We start from the raw sequence: 22,320 nt of genomic DNA on the forward strand, positions 1-22,320 counted from the left end.
TAATAGAATTTATTCATCAAACATAAATCACTTCTAATGAAACACATTTACATTTTAATTGCATTAATTTATTTAATTAGTGTGCCAAAACTGAATGCACAAATTTCAGGTCCGGTATCAAGGGTCTATGCAAATAGCCAAACAAATAGCTCTTGGGGGCTGGGTGCAGGTGGTATAAGTTCTGCGGACAATGCAATAGACAATTCAAGCAGTACGGCAAGTTCACTAACAATAGGATTAGCCTTAGTGGCTGGAGGCTATCAGCAGATTTTAACATTTGCAAGTGCCGTGCCAGCAAATACGGCAATTCATGTAAAAGTTGGAACCGTCGCTTCAGGCGTTAATGTCGGAGGCTATACAATTGTTGCAGCACTCGATGCCAATGGGACTCAGATATCTTCTACTGGTAATGTTTCTGTAATAGGCTTGTTGGGAGGCGAAAATACCAATGAATATGTAATAACAAATACAGTAGCAGTAAAAAGCATAAGAGTAAGATTAGGATCAACAGTAGGACTTGGTATTACAGCAAATGTTTATGGAGCTTATTATGAAATATCATCTACGGGTTCTTTACCTACGACACCATTTGATGTTCTTGCTGGCACCGAAACAACTTCTTTGCTTAATGTAGGAAGCGCTTTATCATCGGTACTTAATCCATATAATTGCATAGATGGAGATACCGCTACAACAGCTACTCTTTTCGCCGCAGCAAATATTGTCGCCCAACAACAGGTTACAGGCTTGTTTGCTGGATTGTATCCTAGCGGATCTTATGCACATGTATTGATAGGAGATCCAGGAACTTTATTGAGCTTATCATTGATAAATGGTCCAATAACTGTACAACTTTTAAATAACGGAGTCGTAGTTCAAAGCACAGAAAGTACTGGTTGGAGTCTAATCGATCTAGAATTACTGGGAAGCAATACATCCAAAGGATGGTTAAACATTCCCGCAACGGCTTCTTTTAACCAAGTTAAGGTAATTAGCAATAGTAATATTGCAGGCTTGCTTCAATCATTTAATGTATACGAAATAACAAGGGATTATAATACAAGTGTTTTACCTGTAGACTATAGTAAAGAGCTAAATGCGGTTTATTCTGATAACAAAGTTAATCTTAGTTGGATTACCGGGGTCGAGATAAACAATAGTTATTTTTCGGTAATGAGAAGTCTGAATGCAACGGATTGGTCTCAAATTGGAAAAGTTGCCAGTCATTTTTCAAATGGTAGTGGAAATGGATCAAGTTACAATTTTGTAGATAATACCCCTAATAGTGGAGTAAACTATTATAGATTGATACAATATGACTTAGATGGAAAATCAGCTCTTAGTAAAATAATCTCCATCAATATTCAATCAACACTTCAACCCGCCATTAAAATTTATCCTAATCCAACAACTGACAGAGTGAATATTGATAATGTACCTAGTGGTAGCTTGTATAAAGTTTTTGATTTGAGTGGTAAAATTATTCTCACGGGAACACTAAATACATCTCCTGGGTATATTTCATTATCAAATGTTAAATCAGGTATAGTCATAATTGAATTATTTAGCCCGAAGGGAATAAAAATAGGTAGTTATAAAATAATTAAGAATTAGTTTTGAAAATTAAAATTTAGAAGATCCGCCAGAGATGTCTATCTCTGGCTTTTTTATTACAATCCAAAACATTAAACTAAATTAGGAATTGTTTATTTTTACGCAGCATTTATATAACTTAAGAAGATATGGATATAGAAAGACTTTAGTTTTATTATAAAAGATGAATTTGATTAAAAATCCAAAATTCCTGAATAGCCACACTTATAATATTATTTGAATCCAAGATGTTTCTGTTATTGTATAAAAGTTTTTAATGGACGGCATCTTAGTATTAAGTTTCTTAAAATCAAGCAAGATTTAAATAATATACAAATTAATTATCCTATTTGAATGTATTAACAAAGTTACAAATACGTTTTAATGTTGGTCTCCATAGACATGGAGCCCCTTTAAGTTTTTTTTCTTTCTATGTAATGCGTAAAGTTATTGATTATTTTATAAATAAAAAGGATCCTAGATAGAAATCCAAGATCCTGAATAGCTTTTAGATATCAATATGAGTTGCAAATTTATTATTTATTATAAAAATAAAAAAGGCCCTAATGGATATCGGGGCTAATAACTAACCGTTTATGAAAATAACTAATTACAATACTATAAAGGTAAGAATTTACCATGTAAAAAAAAGGCTTAACAGTATTTTGAATCCTAGAAATTTACTTCTCCTATCTGTTTTAAATATGAAAATGCGACACTTTGACTTGAACGAATTTTAGCTTAAATCTGATGAAAATAGTTTGTTTAAATAAGTTGATGGAATAAAAATGATAATTTTAAAATGGGATATTATATTTTTTAATGAGTTCATCTTTGAACTCAACCAAAAAAATTGGGTCTTTGGATTTATCTTTCCAAAATATTTTTGAGTGGGAATGTTTAAAAGCATTATCCGACACGTCTTCTATATAATCAATATCTTCACTATTTATTTCAACATATTCCCATTGCCCCTGATCGAACCACACTTCGTTTATTGCTTTTTTTACTCTTAAAATCATCACTCTGCCTTTAGGTCTGTAAATGTAAAACTAATTATTTTGCCACTTTATTGTGTGGCGTTTTTGACTATAATAATGAAAAAGGAGTAAATAAATGATCTCTTTCTTTGACTCTCTTTCTTTGACGCTCTTTGTTCTAAGAAAAATAATTGTCGGAGGATTTCAATTAGAAAGAAAGAGAAAACAATAGCAGTTTTTGTAAAAATGAGAGGCTACTTATGTGAATGGATTTATTTATCTTTTTTTTGAGGTTTGGAAGTTATTGCTAGAAAAATGGCTATTGAAATACAAATTATTATGGATACAATCATATGTAAATTTTAATTTTTAAACTACTATATTATAATCATTTAATATTGAATAATCAAATCTAATTACCATATCTGCAATATTCATACTTGTTACCGAATTTATAACCTGAATATTATAACCAGAATAATGATTTGTTTATTAACCAAATGGTGAGGGGTATATATCGGTTAATTCAAGAAAAAGTAAGTAAAATTAAAAATATTTACAGTAGGTTAGTAGTCTGGATGTTTTCACATTCAGGCTTTTTCATTAACATTTTAATTCAGATAATTATATTAAATTTATAAATCATAAATTGTAGAATAATGCTTCATGTGTGTCGACACAAAGGGTTGTAGTAGTTTAAAATGAAGATAATCCAAATGTTTTTACATTTGGATTTTTATTTAAACCTATGTATAGAAAATTATTATATCAAAAAAGTTATAGTTCTAATTGAAAAAAAATAAATTTTTTTATATAATACTCACTAATTACCAAAACTAACTGTAAAGTCTTTACTATTTTATACATCCCATTTCCAATCTTTAATATCTGGCATATCAATGCCGTTTTCATCGATATAGTTTTTGTGCAAAATGAGTTGATCTTTCATTTCTTGTTTGAGATAATCTGCCGTTTGTTCGAGCATTGGCAATCTGTCAAGCGCATCCAATACTAGATGGAAACGATCCATTTCGTTCAAAACTGTCATATCAAATGCGGTGGTAATAGTGCCTTCTTCTTTGTAACCACGCACGTGGAAATTGTTGTGATTCGCACGTTTGTAGGTCATGCGATGAATCAACCAAGGGTAGGCGTGGAAAGCGAAAATCACGGGTTTGTCTTTCGTAAACAAGGCATCAAAATCCGCATCTGTCAAGCCGTGTGGATGTTCTGTGTGTGGTTGCAATTTCATCAAATCCACAACATTCACAACTCTGATTTTCAAGTCTGGACAGTTTTTTCTTAGAATAGAAACCGCCGCCAATGTTTCTAAAGTTGGTACATCACCTGCGCAAGCCATTACCAAATCAGGTGTTCCGCCTTGATCATTACTCGCCCAATCCCAAATGCCGATGCCTTTGGTACAATGCAAAATCGCTTCGTCCATATTCAACCATTGCGGAGACGGATGTTTGCCCGCAACCATCACATTGACATAGTGTTTGCTACGCAAGCAATGATCCATTACAGAAAGTAAGCAATTGGCATCCGGTGGCAAATACACACGCACAATAGAAGCTTTTTTATTAACCACATGGTCGATAAATCCTGGATCTTGGTGCGTAAATCCATTGTGGTCTTGTCGCCAAACGTGGGAAGCCAAAAGGATATTCAAGGACGCTAATTTTCTGCGCCAAGGCAATTCGTTAGTAACTTTCAACCATTTTGCATGTTGGTTAAACATAGAATCGATGATATGGATAAATGCCTCGTAGCAATTAAACAAACCATGTCTTCCAGTTAACAAATAGCCTTCCAACCAGCCTTCGCATTGGTGTTCGCTCAACATTTCGATGACGCGTCCTTCCTTTGCCAAAAATTCATCCGTATTCAAAGTATCGCCTTCCCATTGACGGTTAGTCACTTCAAATACAGCGTTAAGTTTGTTGGACAAAGTTTCATCTGGTCCGAATATGCGAAAGTTTCTTTTTTCCATATTTTCTTTCACCACATCCCGCACAAAAGTACCCGTAACTAAAGTGTCGCCTGGTCCGGTTTGTCCACGATGACTTAATTGTAAACCATATTCTTTGAAATCAGGCATAAAAAGATCTTTCAACAAAAGGCCTCCATTGGTATGCGGATTGCTTCCCATCCGTCTTGTGCCCGTCGGTGCTAAGTCTTGCAAGTCTTGATTTAATGTACCTTTCTCATCAAATAATTCTTCTGGATGATAGCTTTTCAACCAATTTTCCAACAATACAAAATGTTCTGGATTACCTATAGGATCGGCAATAGGCACTTGATGTGCATGAAATGAATTTTCGATAGGCAAACCGTCCACAAATTTTGGTCCAGTCCAACCTTTTGGCGAACGCAAAACGATCATTGGCCATATCGGTCTTGTAGTATCGCCATCAGCGGCTTTTTGTTTGATCGCTTTGATTTCAGCCAATACAATTTCCATTGTTTCGGCCATTTTTTGATGCATTATTGTTGGCTCATTTCCTTCAACGAAATAAGGTTTCCAGCCATAACCCAAGAATAGATTTTCTACTTCTTCGTGTGAAATACGCGCCAACACGGTTGGGTTCGCAATTTTGTATCCGTTCAAATGAAGAATCGGCAAAACCACACCATCGTTTTTGGGATTTAAAAATTTGTTGGAATGCCAAGCCGTTGCCAATGGACCGGTTTCTGCTTCGCCATCGCCCACGACGCAAGCTACAATCAGATCTGGATTGTCAAACGCAGCACCAAAACTATGACTTAAAGAATAGCCCAATTCGCCACCTTCGTGAAATGAACCTGGGCACTCAGGCGATACATGACTAGGAATCCCGCCAGGGAAAGAAAATCGTTTGAATAATTTTTTCAAACCGCTTTCATCTTGGGTAATTTCGGGATAGGTTTCACTATAAGTTCCTTCCAAATACGTATTGCCGACCAATGCTGGACCACCGTGTCCTGGACCGGAAACGTAAACCATATCAAGATCGTATTTTTTAATGACACGATTCAGATGCACGTAGATAAAATTCTGTCCGGGCGTCGTTCCCCAGTGACCAAGTCGCAAACTTTTGATGTCGTCTTTGGACAATGGTTTACGAAGTAGAGGATTGTCTTTGAGATAAATTTGTCCCACTGCCATATAGTTGGCTGCGCGCCAATAGGCATCCATTTTCTGTAAAAGTTCGGGGGTAATATCCGAACCGTCCCATGTTTTTATAGTGTCCATATTGATGGATTTAATGGTTTTAGTAAATGTCTTATGTAAACTCCAAGGCGTTTTCGGCTAGGATGATTTCTTCATCTGTTTTTATGACGAAAACTTTGATAACACTGTGTTCTGTTGAAATGATAGTTTCGTTGTTATTGTTTTTATTTTCATCCAAACTCAAGCCTAAATAGGAAAGTTTTTGGCAAATGCGTTTTCTGATTTCGGGTGAATTTTCCCCAATACCACCAGCAAAAACGATGGCGTTTATGCCTTCCAAAATCGCTGCATAACTGCCTATATATTTGACGAGATTGTAACAAAAAAGATGAATCGCATCTTTTACTTTTTCGTTCTTGTTTTCTTTTTCCAACAATGTGCGCATATCGCTGCTGATTTCTGACAAACCCCATAGTCCTGACTTGTGATTAATCAATCCACGGACACGTCTTGCAGGTAGTTTTTCTTGACGAATGAGATGCAGTAAAATACCCGGATCAATATCGCCACAACGCGTACCCATGACGAGTCCTGCCGTAGGTGTGAAGCCCATACTTGTATCGATGCATTGACCGTTTTTGATCGCTGCGATGCTTGCACCATTGCCAAGATGGGCAAAAATCATTTTTCCAAAACTGACTAGTTCAGGTTGTAAAGTTTTTATTTGACGCAACAGAAATGTGTAGGACAAACCATGAAAACCATAACGTCTAATGCCTTGTTCATAGTACGCAATTGGTAACGCATATAGCTTTGCGACCTTGGGTAAATTTGTGTGAAAAGAAGTGTCAAAACTGGCTACTTGTGGAATTGTAGGAAAATGTTTTTGGAAAATCTCAATCACCTTAATGGCTGCAGGCAAATGGTCTTCATCGTAATCAGTCCAAGAACGCAATTCCTGCAAAAGCGTATCATCAATCAATCGTGGAAAATGATGATGACCTCCAAATACAATACGATGTCCGATAGTGGATACATCTTCCATACCGACGTATTTTTGCAAGTATTCCAACAATTTAATAGTGGATTGGGTATAATTGGACCGATTAATTTTTTCAGAAAGGAATGTTTGTCCATTTGCCCATTTCATTTCCAAATGCGAATTATAGTCTCCAATACGGTCGATTTGTCCTTTGATTTCTAGTATAAGTTCTTGGTCGTTGACAGTGTAAACTGCAAATTTTATGCTCGAAGATCCACCGTTCAATACCAATACTTTTTTAGCGGTAATTTGCATAAACTATGTTTCTTATCAAAAACTTTTGAAGCATCTTAAAGATACATTCATTTTCTAAATTTATATAATATTTTAACCTATAATTTCCTTATAAAATATACAAATAAAATTGTTGATGAGCGAATTATTCCCATTCCATAAGAGGGGACATGATAATATCTTGAACATGTTGTAAAAATATTTAACATGATAAATCATACCTTTAAGAATTAACGTAAACTTTGTCTTTTACATTTCCGTTAAAATGTTCGCTTAATTCAATAATTTTTTCATTACAATAAAGATTTACATATTTGTTGAACATTTGTTCTGTAGAGTGCCCTGTAGCTAACATTAGCAGCGTAGTGGGTATTTTACCATAGAAGTTCGTTGCAAAACTCCTTCTTCCTATATGACTTGATAATGCCTTCCATTTTGGGAACTCAGCGTAAAAGCAGCGAAAATGTTTTCTTTTATTGCAAAATACATTAGTATTGATACCAGATAGTTGAGCTATTCGTTTTATCTGTAAATTGTAATTTACCAAATCCAGCTTGGGAGGGAATAAACCATTATTTTCATTCAAAATCTTAAGGACAAAAGGATGTAGTGGCAAAACAATATTTTTACCAGTTTTCTTTTGGACAAACTGAATACATTTTTCATTTTGGATATCTACAAAGTTTGAACTGCTAAAATTCATAAAATCAGAAAATCGCTGTCCTGTATAACAGCTTATCAATAACCATTGTTTTGCAGAATATAGATTTTGAGGAACCTCCTTTGCCTCAATCTTTTTGATTTCTTCTTCATTTAAAGTAATAATAGCTTTCGTCTTTATTTTAAAACGAGGGCATTTTATTTCATAATTTTTTGTTTTCATTCCAAGTGAACTGCAAAAATTTAAAATGGTTTTAAAAAAAAGAACACTCCTTGTGATTGTACTTTGGCTGTATTGCTCTGAAATACAGAAAGAAATAAATTTTTGGATAATTTTATTATTTATTTCTAATATTTTAAAGCGTTTACATTCACTACCTTCAAAAAGTTTTATCAATTTTAAAAAGACATTATACCTTTTAATAGTAGAGATGCATAGTTCCTTTTTTTTGATTTGAATATATCGTTGCAGAAAAAATAAAAATGTATTATTCTGAACATTTGTTTTATGTCTATTTTCAACGAGTTTTAATAATGCTTTTTTCATTTTCTGAGGGGGGATAGTATCAGAAAATTGTGAGTATGTTATTCTTAAATCATTAATTAAATCAATTAAAGATCGATGTTTTTTCTTGTATCGATCTGTTGGATGTTGCAAAGTTTTGTTCCAATCTTTTTTAAGAATGTTAAAGGGCAATCGTAGGTTAATAGGTTTATCTTCAAAATTTGTAAAAAATTGTATCAAAACATTATGTGTGTGAATTGTATTATCATCGATAAAACATCTGTATTTCATATATCTGCTTAAAATTTAGAAAGTTTTATCAAGCACAAAAAGTAGTCCATTCTAGACTACTTTTTTGCTTAATTATTGATAATAATCAACGATTATTTCTAAAACTTACAGCAAATAATTGCTTTGGTATTAAACGTAGCATAGGATAGTTTATTGTCAATTTTTGTCATTTTTTTGTATAAAAAATATAACGGATTGATAATTAATTTATTAAAATATCAAAAGTGGTCTAGAATGGACTACTTTCTAAGAAGAGGATATTTTAATAAAATAGTTATCGAAATGAATAAAAAAACAATAAATATTAAAGCACTAAATGGCTTGATTACAAAATTATTTACATCTAAGCGCGCATCGATTCCCATATGTAAGGCCTGCGGAGCAATGCAAGACGACATTGAAGGTCCTCTTTTGTGCTGTCAAAGTAAGAGTGGATCATTTTGCCATGATAATATTAGTACTCTAAAACTTTCCTATGTTGTATATCAGAAAATACTTGATTTTGTCTATAATGATGAAAAAAGCTATAAAGAACTGATAAAATTAATAGAAGATACTGAGGTTAAACACATTGATCAAATATTTTATTATGGATCAACAAAATTAGAAAAATAACAGTATGCAGACCTCTCATAATTGGTTCTTCTCAATCTAGAGGGCGTGCAAACAAAATGAAAGATTAATATTTCAAAACGAGCGTCTAGAGACTTTATTGATCAAAGGTACTTTTTGTATAAAGTATGATAATAACATTTATGATCCAATTTATTATAGGTTTCATTATTGGTTTTATAACATGCCTTCTATGTTTAATAGCCATAAGCATTAAAGACGGAACAAAAGGACGTAGTCAATTATCCCATGATAGTTGTGAGAACGAATACTTAAAAGAATCAAACAAGTAGACTCCTTCCAAAAGGACGTTGATTACTTTAGTTTTGTTTAAAGGAGCTCTCGTTTTAACCACAAATCTTTTATTTTCATTGCTTGTTGTACTTGGGTCGCTTTCACATAACGACGGAATGACTTTTCTGTCTTGTGACCACTTATTGCCATGATTAAGTCAATAGGTGTGCTTTCTAAATATTCGTTAGTACAAAACGACCGGCGACAGGTATGCGAACAGACCCACGCATATTTGGGACGGATTTCTGCGATGGTTTGATTTCCTTTTTTGTGTACAATTTTAATAGGAGTATCAAGCCCGGCCAACTTTGCAACCTCTTTGATATACCGATTAAATTCGGGATTGGTAGTCTGTGGCATCTGCATATTGTATTTACCAATCAGGATTTTTTGTATTTCAGGGCGCATAGGTACGACAACTATAGCTTTTGTCTTTTCCTGAATTACATGTAGCATTCCGTCTCTGATTTCTTCCGGACGTAGTTCCGAATAATCGCTGAAACGAAACCCTGTCAAACATCCAACGACAAACAGGTCTCGGTATTTTTCCAAATGGGTATGCTCAGACAAATCAAGATGATAAATTTTAGCAATTTCCTTCCAGCCAAGATAAATGGCATCCACTTCTTCATTTATTACTTTCAGAAAACTGACATCAAAGAAGGGAATGATCTTTTTGCGCATCCTGTCCAACAGAAAGTTCTTGAGGTATTTGATAGTCTTGCCAATCGTGTTTATCCTTAGCCCGATGATAGGTGTCTTACGTCTCTGCATTTCAATCTTGTGTGTGAGAAAATACACAAAGTCCTCGTAGAACTGTATATCAATAGATTCAAAAGTGATAGGTTTCTTCAAAAACTCCTGATAACATTTGAGATGATGGGACATGGAACGTATTACCGTGATGGTAACGGGCTTGACAACTTTGCTTTTACTTTTCATATAGTCATCAATATGTTCAAAGAAATCTTTTTCTCTGACTGGCTTTGGTTCTATAGTCTCAACTATTTCACCCGCATGAAAATGTGCTTTCAAGAAAACAATTGGATCCTGACCACTATGTTGCGCTTTCAGAACTAGGTCTTCTGCCTTTCGAAACTGCCCACGCAAAAGCGTTTCCAGTTCCTCCACTTTCCCATACATGATAGGGAGATCTTTTGAGATCTTGGAACTTTTCCTATTCCAATAAATTGGAGGAATGGAAACGTCTGTTTTCAATAAAGTTCTTTTTTCAGAACTATGACAGTACTGAATGAAAATGGGAGCGGAGCCATCTTTACGGACTTTGCTTTTCTTACAAATGAGCTTAATGGGTAACGACATGGTTTGGTCTATTTTTTGGTCTATCAAATTATTGCCAACACATGTAAAGGTCGTAAATGTTATTCTGTGTAAAAGTTGTAAGTATTTAAAAATCAATACCTTAAAGTAAGGTATCGTAAATTGTTGTAAACTCTGATAAGCCAACTGCGTTCCCGTCCGGTCCGCATTATTTTTAGTATAAGCTCTTGATATTCAGGAGCTTATTTCATTTTCTGCCGAGCATATTGTCGAGTTGCTCCAGACTGCTATAGAAATCCATTATTTTTCTTCGTTGTTAAAGGTCGGAATTTTTACTAACTTTAGGAAAACTCTTTACCATGGAAATATTGAACAATAATGACGTTGCATGGAGTAGGACCAAAAAACTACACCCATTTTGGCAGGAGAACATCAACCTTTATCGATTCTTGGGGCTTCCGTTTATTACGGTAGCCTCGACCAACGCCTATATTGAGGTAATTGAAAACCGGTTTGGGTATGACAAAGCAAGGTTTTCGGTTATAAAGGACCGGATACTGATAGGAAGGAGAATGCGGATTAACTTTTTAAAGTTTGCTTTCTCTATATTCCTGTTAAGTGTTTGTGCTTGGTATATTCACAATGATCCTACTCATTGGAATATATTCTTGTTTACGTTTATTTCTGTGGCTTTCTCTATTTATATTTCCTATTTTTATTCAATTGAAAGTGAATTTAAGAAAACCGTTCATATATTGTTCAGGAGGACTGCAAAGGAAGAACATGAAAGCGTAATGAATGAACATACTACCCTTGCGGCGAAGAAGTTGGAATCATCAACACATGATTTACGTCAGGTAGTTGAAGTGTTTGAATTACAGAAAGAAAAGAACGCCCGTTCCAAAAATGCGATCATTGTAGTCGTTAATGACAGAACATTTGAATTTGCTTCCAAGGAAATCTTGCTGATTGAATATTTCAAGGATGAGGTAAAGGATTACAAATCAGGAGAGATGAAAATCAATTTTCATGGGTTTAGGCATGCTGATATCGTATCATCAATAATGACAAAATATCAACTGGAATATAAGGAACAATCCTTGTTGGGCAAGTTACGGAGAATGTCTTTTCTTAATTTGAACATTAATAAAAAAGCCAAAAACAAAGATATCAATTCTCAAAAAGTTAGAGAAATTCAGGATTATTTAATCCTAGCTGGCTATAACAGGGCTGAAAATAGATTAAAGAAACATGTTGATACTGAACGGTTATAACCTTAAGGTTGTAGTTGATGGTAATAATTATGTTTCCGTAAGAAAGACTATTCTATAGCTAGATTGAACTGCTTTTTTATTGCCTCCCCAAAAAAATTGTGGGAACAATGGTCATTTCGGAACTAATTGTGGTCAATGTGATGGTTGGATCCTGTGTATTATTTGTGGGATCAGTTTCGTCTCCATATAAATGCGTATTTATGGGTTTAGCGCATTTAAACACACTTTTTACCTCAACGTTCACTTCAATTTTTTGCATAAATGATGGTTTTAATTGAATCCAATTTCCATTTTTTTGATATATATAATTTAAAAATCCCCCCAAATACATGGAAGTGAGCACAAGATTATATTTTTTGCGGCATGAGGACTATTTTTGGACTTATAAATGGTTCTCGTTATGACGAGGGAAATAAGAAATCATATTATTGGTTGGATAATATACATAGGTTATGAATCCTCTTTATTGGCATTTAGCGGTGCCACCAAAAGTCCTATATTCAATTATCTTGCTTATTATATAGTCTATATTTTATTGTTTTATTCCTTCTACATCCTTTTAAGGATAGTGGAAGGACATAAATTTTATGTACTTAAACTGATAACAGGAACCCTTTTTATATTGCTTTGTTATCATTTGGCCAGGGGCATAATCTATAACCTGCTTCTTAAAGCTGGTAACCGGCAAGGCTATTGGAACTATTTGCGGGAAACAAATTTCGGAGTCTATACGGCGAGGGCTACTTTATTTATGGGACTTAGTTTTGCTACGTGGAAAGCAACATTTGCCTACAAAAAAGTAAAGGAAAATGCATCCTTACGGGAAGAACAACTTGAACTTGAAAGCGAATTGACGTTGGCTGAAATCAAATACCTTAAGGCTCAGATCAATCCGCATTTTATATACAATACCCTTAATTATTTGTATTATGGTTTGGAAAAGAAAGACGAACAGAGGGCACGAGCTTTGTTATTACTTTCTGACGTTTTACGTTATAATATTACCGACATACCTCCATCTGGATTTGTACCTTTAAAAGGGGAAGTTAAGAATATCTTTGACCTTCTAAAACTGGCCAAGCTAAGATTTGAGGGCCATTGCTATTTCACCGCAAAAGTCACGGGCAAGATAAACGGATATGTTATTATTCCCATGATCCTCGGTACGCTTGTTGAAAATGTGTTTAAACATGGGGACATATACGATCCCAAAATACCGGCGGAAATTTATATTACCATTGATGATGGCAATCTGGTTTTCATTACGAGGAATAAAATAAAGAATGCCAAAACAAGGGATGACAGGCCAAATACAGGTATAGAGTTTGCGCGGAGAAGATTAACAATGTACTACAAAGATCATTTTTCTCTTGATGTAGGCGTACGGAATAGTATTTTTGAAACGGAATTAAAAATTTTCCTATTATGATCAATTGCTATATTATTGACGATGAGATTACCTCCATCAAAATTCTGGAAGGGTATATTAAACGAACACCAATGCTCCACTTAAACGGCTATGAAACCAATTCCATATCGGCTTCTCAAAAAATGAGCTTAATGGAAACTCAGCCAGACCTTGTTTTTCTTGATGTTGAAATGCCGGGCTGCAATGGAATGGATATGGCGGAACAGTTTGCCAAGAATTGTAAAATTATTTTCATTACGGCATACAGTCATTATGGCGCGGACGCCTTTGACAAAGACGCAGTCGACTTTCTATTAAAGCCCTTTTCCTATGAGCGGTTTATGAGATCTATCAGGAAATATAAGGCTATGGAGTCCAATTGCAAAGAGTCTAACCAAGAAGGCTTCGGAGGTCTGTTTATGAAAGCCGGGAAAAAAGGGATACTTGAAAAAGTAGATCTGGAAAATCTAGTATGTATTGAAGCAGCTAGGCATTTTTGTACCCTATTCTTTCTTAACGGGGAAAAAAGAACCATTTATCGGTCTTTGGCACAGGCTGAAGAGCAACTTCCTTCCAACTTCAAAAGAATCCAACGCTCTTTTGTGGTTAACATGGATAAGATAAGAAGAGTGGAAGGAAATACCATTTACCTTGAAGGTCTAGTCAAAGGCCCTATCGTTTGTGGTCAGGAATATAGGGAAGAAACCAGGCTGTATCTCAATAAGCGGCTCCTGTAGCCAGTTGTTGCTTATTGGTTTCATTTATTCCTTATCTACTCCGTATGGTCTTTTGTCCTATGAAAAAGCGAAATGTAATGCTTCCACATAATATAGTGCACGATCATTTCCTGCCGCCGGAAATCGCAGACAAGGATCCGGTTAAGCTGCATATGGACAAGCGAAGGCAGGATGGAAAATAAATCCGATATTTCTTTATTAAAATCGAAGCTTTCCAAACTAGCCTGAAAACGGCGGAATTCGTCCTTAACGATTTTATTGCCATCAAGTGAATGGTGCAGCAGGGTCATCACGTTACGGAATTTTCGGAAAACCGGTTGTAATTCCCTGTATATTTCCGTGTGCTGCTGCAGTTCCGCACGCAGGCTTTCATAAGACTTTTCGTGGAATACAGCTTTTTCTTTCAGCCCCAGCCCCATCTTATCGGTAAGCACATTGATGGATTGGAAAACAAGCGCATAATATTCCGGTTGGTCCCAGTTACGTTGACAATAATGCAGATAACAGGCGGCCAGCCTGCTGTCAATATGGAAAAATGTTTCTGCATTTATGATATTTTTACCATAGCGCTCCAGTTCCCTTTCATAAGGTACTGTTTGTATTTGGGAAACGGTGCCTGCGCTTTCCAATTCCGCGAAAACAGCATGGCATTTTTCCATTACCTCTTGCAACTGCCCTTCTTTAACCAGAAATCTTAACCGAATGTGAAAGCCATTGTCATTGTAACGTATAAAGAACCATTTTGAGATTATATCTGCATTTTCCAGTTCCGTCGAAAGAGGAAAAATGTAATTGCCAATGATATTATTTGCACTACCCTCATGGCAATATATTTTGTAATACAACCAGCCGTCCTGGGGATAATTGGTACGCTTGGGTAAAGTACTTGTTGTTTCTTCTAATATCCCCCCGTCCAATGGGCGGTATGTCTCTTGCCGGTTATACAGCTGTGCAATGAACTGGTTAATGTAGTAGTTGCCCGAAGTATCCTTTATATTTTTTTCTGCCGGAGGGCCAGCAAACGGAAATTCTCTAAGGATGGTAACCGCAGGTATTTTGTTTTTGTATATGCCAGAAAGAACCCCGAGATCTTTATCCTGGCTACTGTCAATTACTATTTGCCTGTCTGCGCCTGTGATAGCAAATAATCTTGGAAGCCCCTTTTTTTCTATCCAGTTCCTGATTGCATCCTTGGACATTTGTACGAGATCTTTCCATTCCCCTTTACCGATATGCCATTCTTCCAGAGAAAGTACCGTATTGTTGTATTCTATTCTGGGATAATGTTTAAGACCGGGGAAAATATCCTTTAGATGAAAGGAATAAGCGGATCTAAGTCCTTGTCCCTGTATATCACAAAGAAACCGGAAAACTGGCAAATCACTGATACTATGGTTATAGGCCGAATCCAGCCGAGGGATGATCCTCTTTTTTAGCTGTTTGGACCAAAGGAAAATTTCATTTCCCCTGACGGCAACAAAAAGGTCATTGACCGCAATCCTGTGGCCGCTGTCAACACCGCTTCCTGTCAAAATCGGTATTTCATAATCCCTGATGGCATTCCTGCGCTCAATATTAGCAACATGGGAATCGGAAAAATGGACGATTTCAGCAAAAATGACCTCAGGATTATGGCTGGATTCCATTTCTGCGAGTAACATGGCCTGGTGGCCAATTTCCTCATTAAAGGGCGTAAAACGCCCTATCAGATTCATCGAACTTACTCCTCCGGCACTCTCTATATATGTTTTACCGTCATTGCATCTACGGAAAAGAACCGATATCCCGGGGGCGTCAGAACCTATTCCATTTTTATCCTTCGCTTCTTCTTCAAGAATGGCAATATCCGCTTCTTCAAGCTTAATTATCCGGTTCCCGCTGCATAATTTGTTTATTAAAAATTTTACAGTTTCTGACCAGAAAAGGGTCTGTTCACTGGAGGATTGCCCATTCCATTTAACCCCATTTGTCAATACGGAATCAGCCGGTATTTGCAGGAGGTCTCCATAACCAATCCCAAATTCCGGGTCAAGTGCCTCCATAAGGGGCATAGAACGCCTGTCAAATTTTTCCAGAAAGCGCTTTCTGAATTTTTCCAGAGAAGGCAATTCCCGACAAGGAATCAATAAACGGCCCACTTTCAGTCCATCTATTATATCCATTTTAACTTCTTGGCTCAAGCCCCCTTTTAGAACCGGCCTTTCCATATTCAGGTATACCGTTTTGTTTTGAAAACCATTATACAAATTATTGAATTTAGGGATACTATATTTACCGTTATGCATATTATTGGAAATAGCCAAGCTATCCCTGTTTAATAGTATGGAATAATCCCTACCAGTGATATTTGGCAATCCTTCAGGAAGGAGTACCTGGACATATAGAAGTTGCATTAATATATCCAGTGCATAATCTAATTGCTGGTCAAGGATTTTGGAAAGAGAGAACGCCAGTTCATGGATATCTGTTGGCCTAAGACAGAGAACTAGCAAGGAATGCAGCCAATCGGAACAAGCGATCGAGTCCACTCTGAAATTTGTTTTACATTGTTCCTGTTCTTTCCTGCCAGTTATAAATCGGTATTCATTGCCTGCCTTGTAAATGGTAGGGTTGGCATAGCAAAAGCTTGGTGGCCTAGCAACGGAACAACTATTGAAAATTGCCGCCAATTCTCCGAAATCGGGTAACAAATGAACCTTACAATCATTAAATGACGAAACCGATAATGGAGAGGTTTCCCATTTCAGGACGGAAAAACCCGCCATTATCCCGAATGGTGTAGGCCGGAAACAAACGCGGTTATGGTATTTTACCACGCTGTTTCTTGCCTTTTCGCTAAGCTGTTCAAAGCAGAAATCCTTTTTTATAAGTTCTTCATACAGGCTGGGGCTGGCAGTTTGGAGAGCAGTCCTGAATTCTGGTCTGTGCAATAGTTTCTGTGTGTTGCTTTTCCATTCGGAATAAGGAAGTAGCGGTGTTCTTAGAATTACCAACGGTGCAAATTCAAAAATGCCCGCATCGCTGATTTTTTTTTTCATAGTCCCTTTTCATTTTCTAACTTTTATTAAGATTCAGTTTGTTTCCCGATTAAAAGAATAGATAAAGAAATTTGAAAATTGAATGGGAAAAAAGTTAACAGCCCCAAATCCAAACTTTTTGACACGGAATTATGATATTCACTACCCGAATATTCCTTTCTTTTTTTAGAATATACTTAGTATTAATTTTCAAACTTTCATTGTCATCAATTTTTATACCCAAGGAAAGAAAGGGAACCGAGATGATGACAAATTATTGACCTTATTTTATGACAAAAAACAATAGTATTGCAATTGACTATAAAACCATATGGCACAATTCACTTCCTAAAAGAGATACCCAGGGAACATATCCACTATAAAATACCGGGGACAGAACCTTATTTTGTCAATGGTAAGTATGGTACTGTACTTTATCAGTCAAAAAATACCGGACAATATCGAGTCCTGTATGGAAATATAAATGCAAGGGAAGATTTTGAACTGATCATTGAAGATAATCTACCCTGGATGGGTATGCACTTGCAGATAGAAAGCAGCCTGTGGATCTGCGACGACCGCAGCATTCGTTTCCTGAAACAAGGGCAATTTGAATTTGGTTATTTTCCTAATCTATCGACCACATACCATTTTAAAAGAGGCAATACCTATACTCTGTTTTATTTGCTGCCACGCTTAGAATTTCTTCAACCGTTGAAACTAAAATCTTTCCAGCTTTTCCTGGAAATGATTGAAGGCAGCAAGGTTGCCGTTTTTCTATGTAGTGGCACCCCCTCTCATATATTTTTACTAGACTGTATTGACTGCCTTCGGTCTAGGCCAAATGATAATTCCATAGTTGAAAAAATGCTGAAGATTATAGACTTTATCTGTGAACATCCGGTAGCTGACATTGTGAATGATCCGAATAGGATCGAACAGATCTACCAAGCTAAAAAAAATATACAGGAGCATCCAGAAAAGCGTATTAACCTGAAAAAACTATCTAAGATTGCCGGCACCAATGAAAAATATCTCAAAAGGGACTTTAAAAAAGTATTTGGAGTGACCCCGTTTTCCTATTACCGATACATCAGGAACTACAATATCAAAAGGCTTCTTGTTACCACCGATTATTCCATATCTGAAATTGCCTATCATATGGGAATGGGTGACACGACCTCTTTCTATCACGCTTTTGATTCGATAAGCCATTTGACACCCATGGAATGGCGTAGGAAAGCACGGGAGGATAAAAGTTGTTGCCAGGATTGGATTGAAGGTCTTGACTAAAACGAGTTCAGGTGCAAGATTGTCCACTAAAAAAGGACTAAAATTATTGGCACTGATTATCAATGCAAACTGCTGATAAAAACGGGAATAAAAATTGAAGAAAACGGAAAAATGTACTTCCTCTGTTTTTTTGATTGGCGCAATCCTCAACTTTGTATAGAAAAGAGGACTATAAGAAAACTGATTATCATTTCCAATAAAATCTTATGATACGAAAATTAATAGAAGAATTTATTTGTGGCTCATTGGTATTAATGTTTCTATATACAGCTTTGGAAAAGTTATTAAATATCAATCAATTCCATGTTTATATAGGTAACCAGGCTATACCACGTTATTTGATGCCAGCTATCACATACAGTATACCTATAATTGAACTTATTGCTGCTGTTTTAATTATTGCAGGAAAAACGAGGAGGAGTGGTTTATACATATCAGTTATTTTAATGTCGATCTTTTCCTTATATGTTTTTCTTGTAATCCTTGGGGTTTTCCAAAAACAGCCTTGTAATTGTGGGGATTTAATCCAACACTTATCATGGAATGAACATATGGTATTTAATCTTCTATTTACCGGACTGTCCATTATAGTAATATATATGAATAAGAATAGCAATAGTACTAAAAATAAAAACATGACCAAGGCAAATTATCCGGTTACCCGTGGTTAATTGTAAGCAAACCGGCAGGCTAAAAATCGAGACTGTAGTTGATCCAAAAATCACCGGAAATATATTTATTTAAAAGTTAAACATTATGCTACAGAAAATCAAGGATTTTAAGGGAATGAAATCCATTATTATGACAGTTGCCATTGTATTGGCCGTGGGGACAGTCTTTGGCAAAAGAGTATCAGCCTTTTTTTCAGGGGCAACGACTTTCTATGCTGTCCAAACTCAGACAGGAGGATATACATGGGCTACTGCCTCGGAAATACCTAGTGGCTACTCTTGCCAAAGCGGCGATGCTGCATGCTCTGTCTTATCTGACAATGGAACTAGGCCAGAAGACAATACGATGCCTAGTGGTTCAAATTATCATTATACCGATACGGGAAAGGAATACAAGCCTGACCTTTAAAGTAATGGTAGCACACGGTTCCGCTAGTTTTATTAGCAGAACCGTGCGCTTTTTTACTTTTTAACAAGGTTATTCAACAATAAACCCAATGATCTACCATTGTCAGATCGGGGATCTTCGGATATGGATACAATGTCTCCTTTTTTGTCTATTACTATAATAGTTGGACAACTGTAAATATTAAATATGTCACCGATCTCCTTGATATTTTTTGGATGTAGATTAATACCATAGTCCGTTGTGTATATTTTAGATCTCAATCCATTTCGCCATTTTTCAATGTCCTCATCAATGTTGACAGAAAGAATTTTCATGGCGTCGCTAGAAAATCGCTCCCCTATACTTTTAATATAAGAAACTGTCTGCGTGCAAGCCCCACATCCATTGAACCAAAAATCCAGAAGAACAACCGTATCTTTAAAATCGCTAAGCCTATAGTGTTTGCCATGTATATCCTCGAACGCTAAATTATATGCTTTGTGCCCAGGTGTTATTTTTGCCGCTTGTTTTAAGATAGCCCTAAGTTCTTTATCCTTCATAAAGGAAAGGGCATCTCCGATACAACCTTGCGTAAGACTATCTTTATAGTCAATCAATAGTTGAACAACCATTCTTTCTCTTAAAAGTCCGCTGTAACTATATTTGAAAAACGTATAGATATCTTGTAAATCTCTTTTTCTGTTGTTTTTTAGTCTTTCATACTTGTATTGCCAAAATGCATTTTGATAACCGAAGCTGAAATACCCTGCCAATGTGTTGTTAAAATGTAATACACTGTCCAGCTCTTTTTTAATTACATTGTTGCTTAGTTCTATAGTGTCGGAAAGTAACCCGCTATGAAAGTAAACATAATTGACTTTGCGTCCCTCTGTTTGGGCAAGAATCATACCCAACAAGCACTGATAGGCATCCGATGATAGCTGTGAACGCCTGCCCTTTAATGTTTCCCGCAAGAGAATTCCCACGGAATCCGTACGGTTTCTAACGACTATAAGAGACGGACGATCACGTTCTAAAGACATTTGAAGGTCATTGAATGCGCTTGTAATTCCGGTCTTAATATTCAGTTTAGCAGATCCCCTTCCCCTAAAAACAATATCGTAGGGAGCTTTGTCTGATCTTCTGTCAATAAAACCAATACTATCCCCAGGTTCAATAAAATACCCAACAAGTGTGGATGTTCTTTGGCCTCTTTTATAATATCTCACGACGATAGGCATGGTGTGCTCTATAGAAGATAGCCGTATTTTAAATGTATTTCCAATGAGTGAAGAGCCTTTCTGCAATACCAATTGATCCAAATATTCCATTCCGTATTTCATTGCCAATACCGACACACTGTCAACATCATAGTCTGAACAGACGACTCCTGATATCGTGACGACATTGTTGGCTTCCGTTTGGTCATTCAGGCTCAAGAGCAAGGCTATTAATAAAAGTAATTTCTTTTTAATCATGTCGAACTATTTTGGTTTATGTAATTACCGTTGATTTTGTGAAATACCACTCAGCTCGATTTCAGTCGGCGGTATGGGCATGGCATATTTGGAATCTTTTGGGGCTAGTGTATAAGCCAAGGAAGCAAAATGGCGCAGCAAGGTTTCCGCCGTGGAACTTTTAATGTTTAGCCTTCGTAAATCCAGCCATCTCAATCCACGGAAAATAAGCTCCCTACGTCTTTCCATCAAAACAATATCAATAATATCGTCCTTATCCGTTATGGACAGTGGAACATAAGAGCCTGTTTTAAATCTGTGGGACAGTAAATGGTTTATATCGTCCAGTGCACTGAGGATGTTACCACGTCGGGCTTCGCATTCGGCCCTTGTCAGATAAAGTTCGTCCGTTGCGATACCGGAATAAGCCCTTCTTTTGTAATCATACGTACCCTTGAATGTTATGGTGCCGATCGGTCGGGCCGTAAAAAATGCCTCCCGTCTTAAATCATTTACATTATAGGATGCCAGTAAGACGGAATCAACGGACGTGTATCCTATCGTAAGAAAATTGTAAGGATTGATCGTGCTGTGAAAAATATCCTCTGCTACATATCCGCTACTGAACGTAGGATAGGCGGCAGTGTTCACTTCATTGTAATCCGTTAAACTATTTGTCATTTGAAGAGCATTGTCTGAATAGAGGAAAGCACTGTCGTAATTTCCCAGTGATAGATACACCCTTGCAAGAAAACCGTATGCAGCTGCCTGGGAAGGCATGGTAGGGTATTGGACCGTCGTAGGCAATAAAGCCGCAGCTTCTTTGGTGTCAGCAATGATCTGGTCATAACAGGTCTTAATCTTGCTTCTTGGTACCTTCTCATTAAAATCGGAGGAAAGTCGCAATGGAATACCATCTTTGTTTGTGAATGTTGACGAATCACCTGGGAGGGAGAAGGTCTGCAGCAATCCGAAAAATTTCCATGCCCTGTAAAACAAGGCTCTTCCTTTTATACCTTGAAGAGTAGCCTTGTTCTCACTGGAAATATCCATATTCGCGATTCCGTCCAATACAACATTGCAGACATAGATTGCCTGATAGGGTGCTGTCCAGTCTGAATAGTCCCCCGAGCCCTGGTAAATGTCCGATGCAAACATGTACGCATTCCTGTCAACTGTGGAGGCCAACAGCCATGTCGCATTAATGGGATAAAACTCTTCCGATGTCAACGTACCCAACCCGGGGTCATTGTTATTGAATAAATTTTCGTTGTTGAGCAATTGTTGAAAATCATTTATCGTGGACGGTACAGTAAGGTTGATGTTTGTCCGTGCATCCAAAAACTCATCCTGCTTTTTACATGCAGTAAATAGCAAAACAAGTATCATATACAATGTGAGATACGATATAGAATATCTTTTCATA

The 22,320-nt window shown here is 36.4% G+C and carries 17 protein-coding genes; 8 read left to right on the forward strand and 9 right to left on the reverse strand.

Going from position 1 to position 22,320, the window contains the following annotated elements; translation table 11 throughout:
- Positions 1-36: 36 nt before the first annotated feature.
- Complete coding sequence (locus E0W69_RS02605) at positions 37-1,614, forward strand: T9SS type A sorting domain-containing protein (RefSeq protein ID WP_131328491.1); 1,578 nt, start codon at positions 37-39, stop codon at positions 1,612-1,614.
- A gap of 776 nt (positions 1,615-2,390) precedes the next feature.
- On the opposite strand, the gene E0W69_RS02610 is transcribed toward E0W69_RS02605, so the two are convergent.
- The 4 genes from E0W69_RS02610 to E0W69_RS02625 form a co-directional block, all read right to left on the reverse strand.
- Entirely contained in the window at positions 2,391-2,615 is a 225-nt protein-coding gene (locus E0W69_RS02610) for a hypothetical protein (protein WP_131328492.1), read from the reverse strand.
- An 817-nt stretch (positions 2,616-3,432) separates the two neighbouring features.
- Complete coding sequence (locus E0W69_RS02615) at positions 3,433-5,811, reverse strand: phosphoketolase family protein (RefSeq protein ID WP_131328493.1); 2,379 nt, start codon at positions 5,809-5,811, stop codon at positions 3,433-3,435.
- A gap of 31 nt (positions 5,812-5,842) precedes the next feature.
- Positions 5,843-7,027 (reverse strand): acetate/propionate family kinase, encoded by a 1,185-nt coding sequence (locus E0W69_RS02620; protein WP_131328494.1) that lies wholly within the window; start codon positions 7,025-7,027, stop codon positions 5,843-5,845.
- 202 nt (positions 7,028-7,229) lie between these two features.
- Positions 7,230-8,462, reverse strand: a complete 1,233-nt coding sequence (locus E0W69_RS02625; protein WP_131328495.1) for a tyrosine-type recombinase/integrase — start codon at positions 8,460-8,462, stop codon at positions 7,230-7,232.
- A 282-nt stretch (positions 8,463-8,744) separates the two neighbouring features.
- Here E0W69_RS02625 and E0W69_RS02630 point away from each other — a divergent pair, with 282 nt between their 5' ends.
- A complete protein-coding gene (locus E0W69_RS02630; protein ID WP_131328496.1) occupies positions 8,745-9,077 on the forward strand; it encodes a hypothetical protein in 333 nt (110 codons plus the stop codon).
- Between the two features lie 327 nt (positions 9,078-9,404).
- On the opposite strand, the gene E0W69_RS02635 is transcribed toward E0W69_RS02630, so the two are convergent.
- Positions 9,405-10,691 carry a site-specific integrase gene (locus tag E0W69_RS02635; RefSeq protein WP_225321476.1) on the reverse strand — a complete coding sequence of 429 codons (1,287 nt, stop codon included), beginning with the start codon at positions 10,689-10,691 and terminating at the stop codon, positions 9,405-9,407.
- 317 nt (positions 10,692-11,008) lie between these two features.
- Between E0W69_RS02635 and E0W69_RS02640 the strand changes: the two genes are divergently transcribed.
- Positions 11,009-11,923 carry a hypothetical protein gene (locus E0W69_RS02640; protein WP_131328498.1) on the forward strand — a complete coding sequence of 305 codons (915 nt, stop codon included), beginning with the start codon at positions 11,009-11,011 and terminating at the stop codon, positions 11,921-11,923.
- A gap of 76 nt (positions 11,924-11,999) precedes the next feature.
- On the opposite strand, the gene E0W69_RS02645 is transcribed toward E0W69_RS02640, so the two are convergent.
- Positions 12,000-12,182: a hypothetical protein gene (locus E0W69_RS02645; protein ID WP_131328499.1), complete on the reverse strand. Its 183-nt coding sequence runs from the start codon at positions 12,180-12,182 to the stop codon at positions 12,000-12,002.
- 141 nt (positions 12,183-12,323) lie between these two features.
- Between E0W69_RS02645 and E0W69_RS02650 the strand changes: the two genes are divergently transcribed.
- Together E0W69_RS02650 and E0W69_RS02655 are read left to right on the forward strand one after the other, a co-directional pair.
- A complete protein-coding gene (locus E0W69_RS02650) occupies positions 12,324-13,352 on the forward strand; it encodes a sensor histidine kinase (protein ID WP_191967944.1) in 1,029 nt (342 codons plus the stop codon).
- Positions 13,349-14,068: a LytR/AlgR family response regulator transcription factor gene (locus E0W69_RS02655; protein WP_131328501.1), complete on the forward strand. Its 720-nt coding sequence runs from the start codon at positions 13,349-13,351 to the stop codon at positions 14,066-14,068. Before E0W69_RS02650 ends, E0W69_RS02655 begins: the two co-directional genes overlap by 4 nt.
- A 35-nt stretch (positions 14,069-14,103) precedes the next feature.
- Here E0W69_RS02655 and E0W69_RS02660 read toward each other — a convergent pair whose 3' ends face one another.
- The gene (locus E0W69_RS02660; protein ID WP_131328502.1) at positions 14,104-17,106 is read right to left on the reverse strand and encodes a lantibiotic dehydratase; all 3,003 of its coding nucleotides are present in this window, start codon (positions 17,104-17,106) and stop codon (positions 14,104-14,106) included.
- Positions 17,107-17,394: 288 nt separating this feature from the next.
- Between E0W69_RS02660 and E0W69_RS02665 the strand changes: the two genes are divergently transcribed.
- The 3 genes from E0W69_RS02665 to E0W69_RS02675 all read left to right on the forward strand — a co-directional run bounded on the left by E0W69_RS02665 (position 17,395) and on the right by E0W69_RS02675 (position 19,458).
- Positions 17,395-18,378 (forward strand): helix-turn-helix transcriptional regulator, encoded by a 984-nt coding sequence (locus E0W69_RS02665; RefSeq protein ID WP_131328503.1) that lies wholly within the window; start codon positions 17,395-17,397, stop codon positions 18,376-18,378.
- A gap of 206 nt (positions 18,379-18,584) precedes the next feature.
- The gene (locus E0W69_RS02670; protein WP_131328504.1) at positions 18,585-19,049 is read left to right on the forward strand and encodes a MauE/DoxX family redox-associated membrane protein; all 465 of its coding nucleotides are present in this window, start codon (positions 18,585-18,587) and stop codon (positions 19,047-19,049) included.
- Positions 19,050-19,203: 154 nt separating this feature from the next.
- The gene (locus E0W69_RS02675) at positions 19,204-19,458 is read left to right on the forward strand and encodes a hypothetical protein (protein WP_131328505.1); all 255 of its coding nucleotides are present in this window, start codon (positions 19,204-19,206) and stop codon (positions 19,456-19,458) included.
- A 53-nt stretch (positions 19,459-19,511) separates the two neighbouring features.
- On the opposite strand, the gene E0W69_RS02680 is transcribed toward E0W69_RS02675, so the two are convergent.
- Positions 19,512-20,915: a TlpA family protein disulfide reductase gene (locus E0W69_RS02680; RefSeq protein WP_131328506.1), complete on the reverse strand. Its 1,404-nt coding sequence runs from the start codon at positions 20,913-20,915 to the stop codon at positions 19,512-19,514.
- A gap of 24 nt (positions 20,916-20,939) precedes the next feature.
- On the reverse strand, positions 20,940-22,319 hold the full coding sequence (locus E0W69_RS02685) for a RagB/SusD family nutrient uptake outer membrane protein (RefSeq protein WP_131328507.1): 1,380 nt from the start codon (positions 22,317-22,319) through the stop codon (positions 20,940-20,942).
- Between the last annotated feature and the right edge of the window lies 1 nt (position 22,320).

This window comes from Rhizosphaericola mali (assembly GCF_004337365.2).
GTDB lineage: Bacteria > Bacteroidota > Bacteroidia > Chitinophagales > Chitinophagaceae > Rhizosphaericola > Rhizosphaericola mali.

Coding starts and splice junctions, on each gene's coding strand:
- E0W69_RS02650 (WP_191967944.1), top strand. CDS start 12,324: ATGACGAGGGAAATAAGAAATCATATTATTGGTTGGATAATATACATA.
- E0W69_RS02630 (WP_131328496.1), top strand. CDS start 8,745: ATGAATAAAAAAACAATAAATATTAAAGCACTAAATGGCTTGATTACA.
- E0W69_RS02605 (WP_131328491.1), top strand. CDS start 37: ATGAAACACATTTACATTTTAATTGCATTAATTTATTTAATTAGTGTG.
- E0W69_RS02680 (WP_131328506.1), bottom strand. CDS start 20,915: ATGATTAAAAAGAAATTACTTTTATTAATAGCCTTGCTCTTGAGCCTG.
- E0W69_RS02610 (WP_131328492.1), bottom strand. CDS start 2,615: ATGATTTTAAGAGTAAAAAAAGCAATAAACGAAGTGTGGTTCGATCAG.
- E0W69_RS02660 (WP_131328502.1), bottom strand. CDS start 17,106: ATGAAAAAAAAAATCAGCGATGCGGGCATTTTTGAATTTGCACCGTTG.
- E0W69_RS02635 (WP_225321476.1), bottom strand. CDS start 10,691: ATGTCGTTACCCATTAAGCTCATTTGTAAGAAAAGCAAAGTCCGTAAA.
- E0W69_RS02685 (WP_131328507.1), bottom strand. CDS start 22,319: ATGAAAAGATATTCTATATCGTATCTCACATTGTATATGATACTTGTT.
- E0W69_RS02645 (WP_131328499.1), bottom strand. CDS start 12,182: ATGCAAAAAATTGAAGTGAACGTTGAGGTAAAAAGTGTGTTTAAATGC.
- E0W69_RS02625 (WP_131328495.1), bottom strand. CDS start 8,462: ATGAAATACAGATGTTTTATCGATGATAATACAATTCACACACATAAT.
- E0W69_RS02640 (WP_131328498.1), top strand. CDS start 11,009: ATGGAAATATTGAACAATAATGACGTTGCATGGAGTAGGACCAAAAAA.
- E0W69_RS02615 (WP_131328493.1), bottom strand. CDS start 5,811: ATGGACACTATAAAAACATGGGACGGTTCGGATATTACCCCCGAACTT.
- E0W69_RS02620 (WP_131328494.1), bottom strand. CDS start 7,027: ATGCAAATTACCGCTAAAAAAGTATTGGTATTGAACGGTGGATCTTCG.
- E0W69_RS02670 (WP_131328504.1), top strand. CDS start 18,585: ATGATACGAAAATTAATAGAAGAATTTATTTGTGGCTCATTGGTATTA.
- E0W69_RS02655 (WP_131328501.1), top strand. CDS start 13,349: ATGATCAATTGCTATATTATTGACGATGAGATTACCTCCATCAAAATT.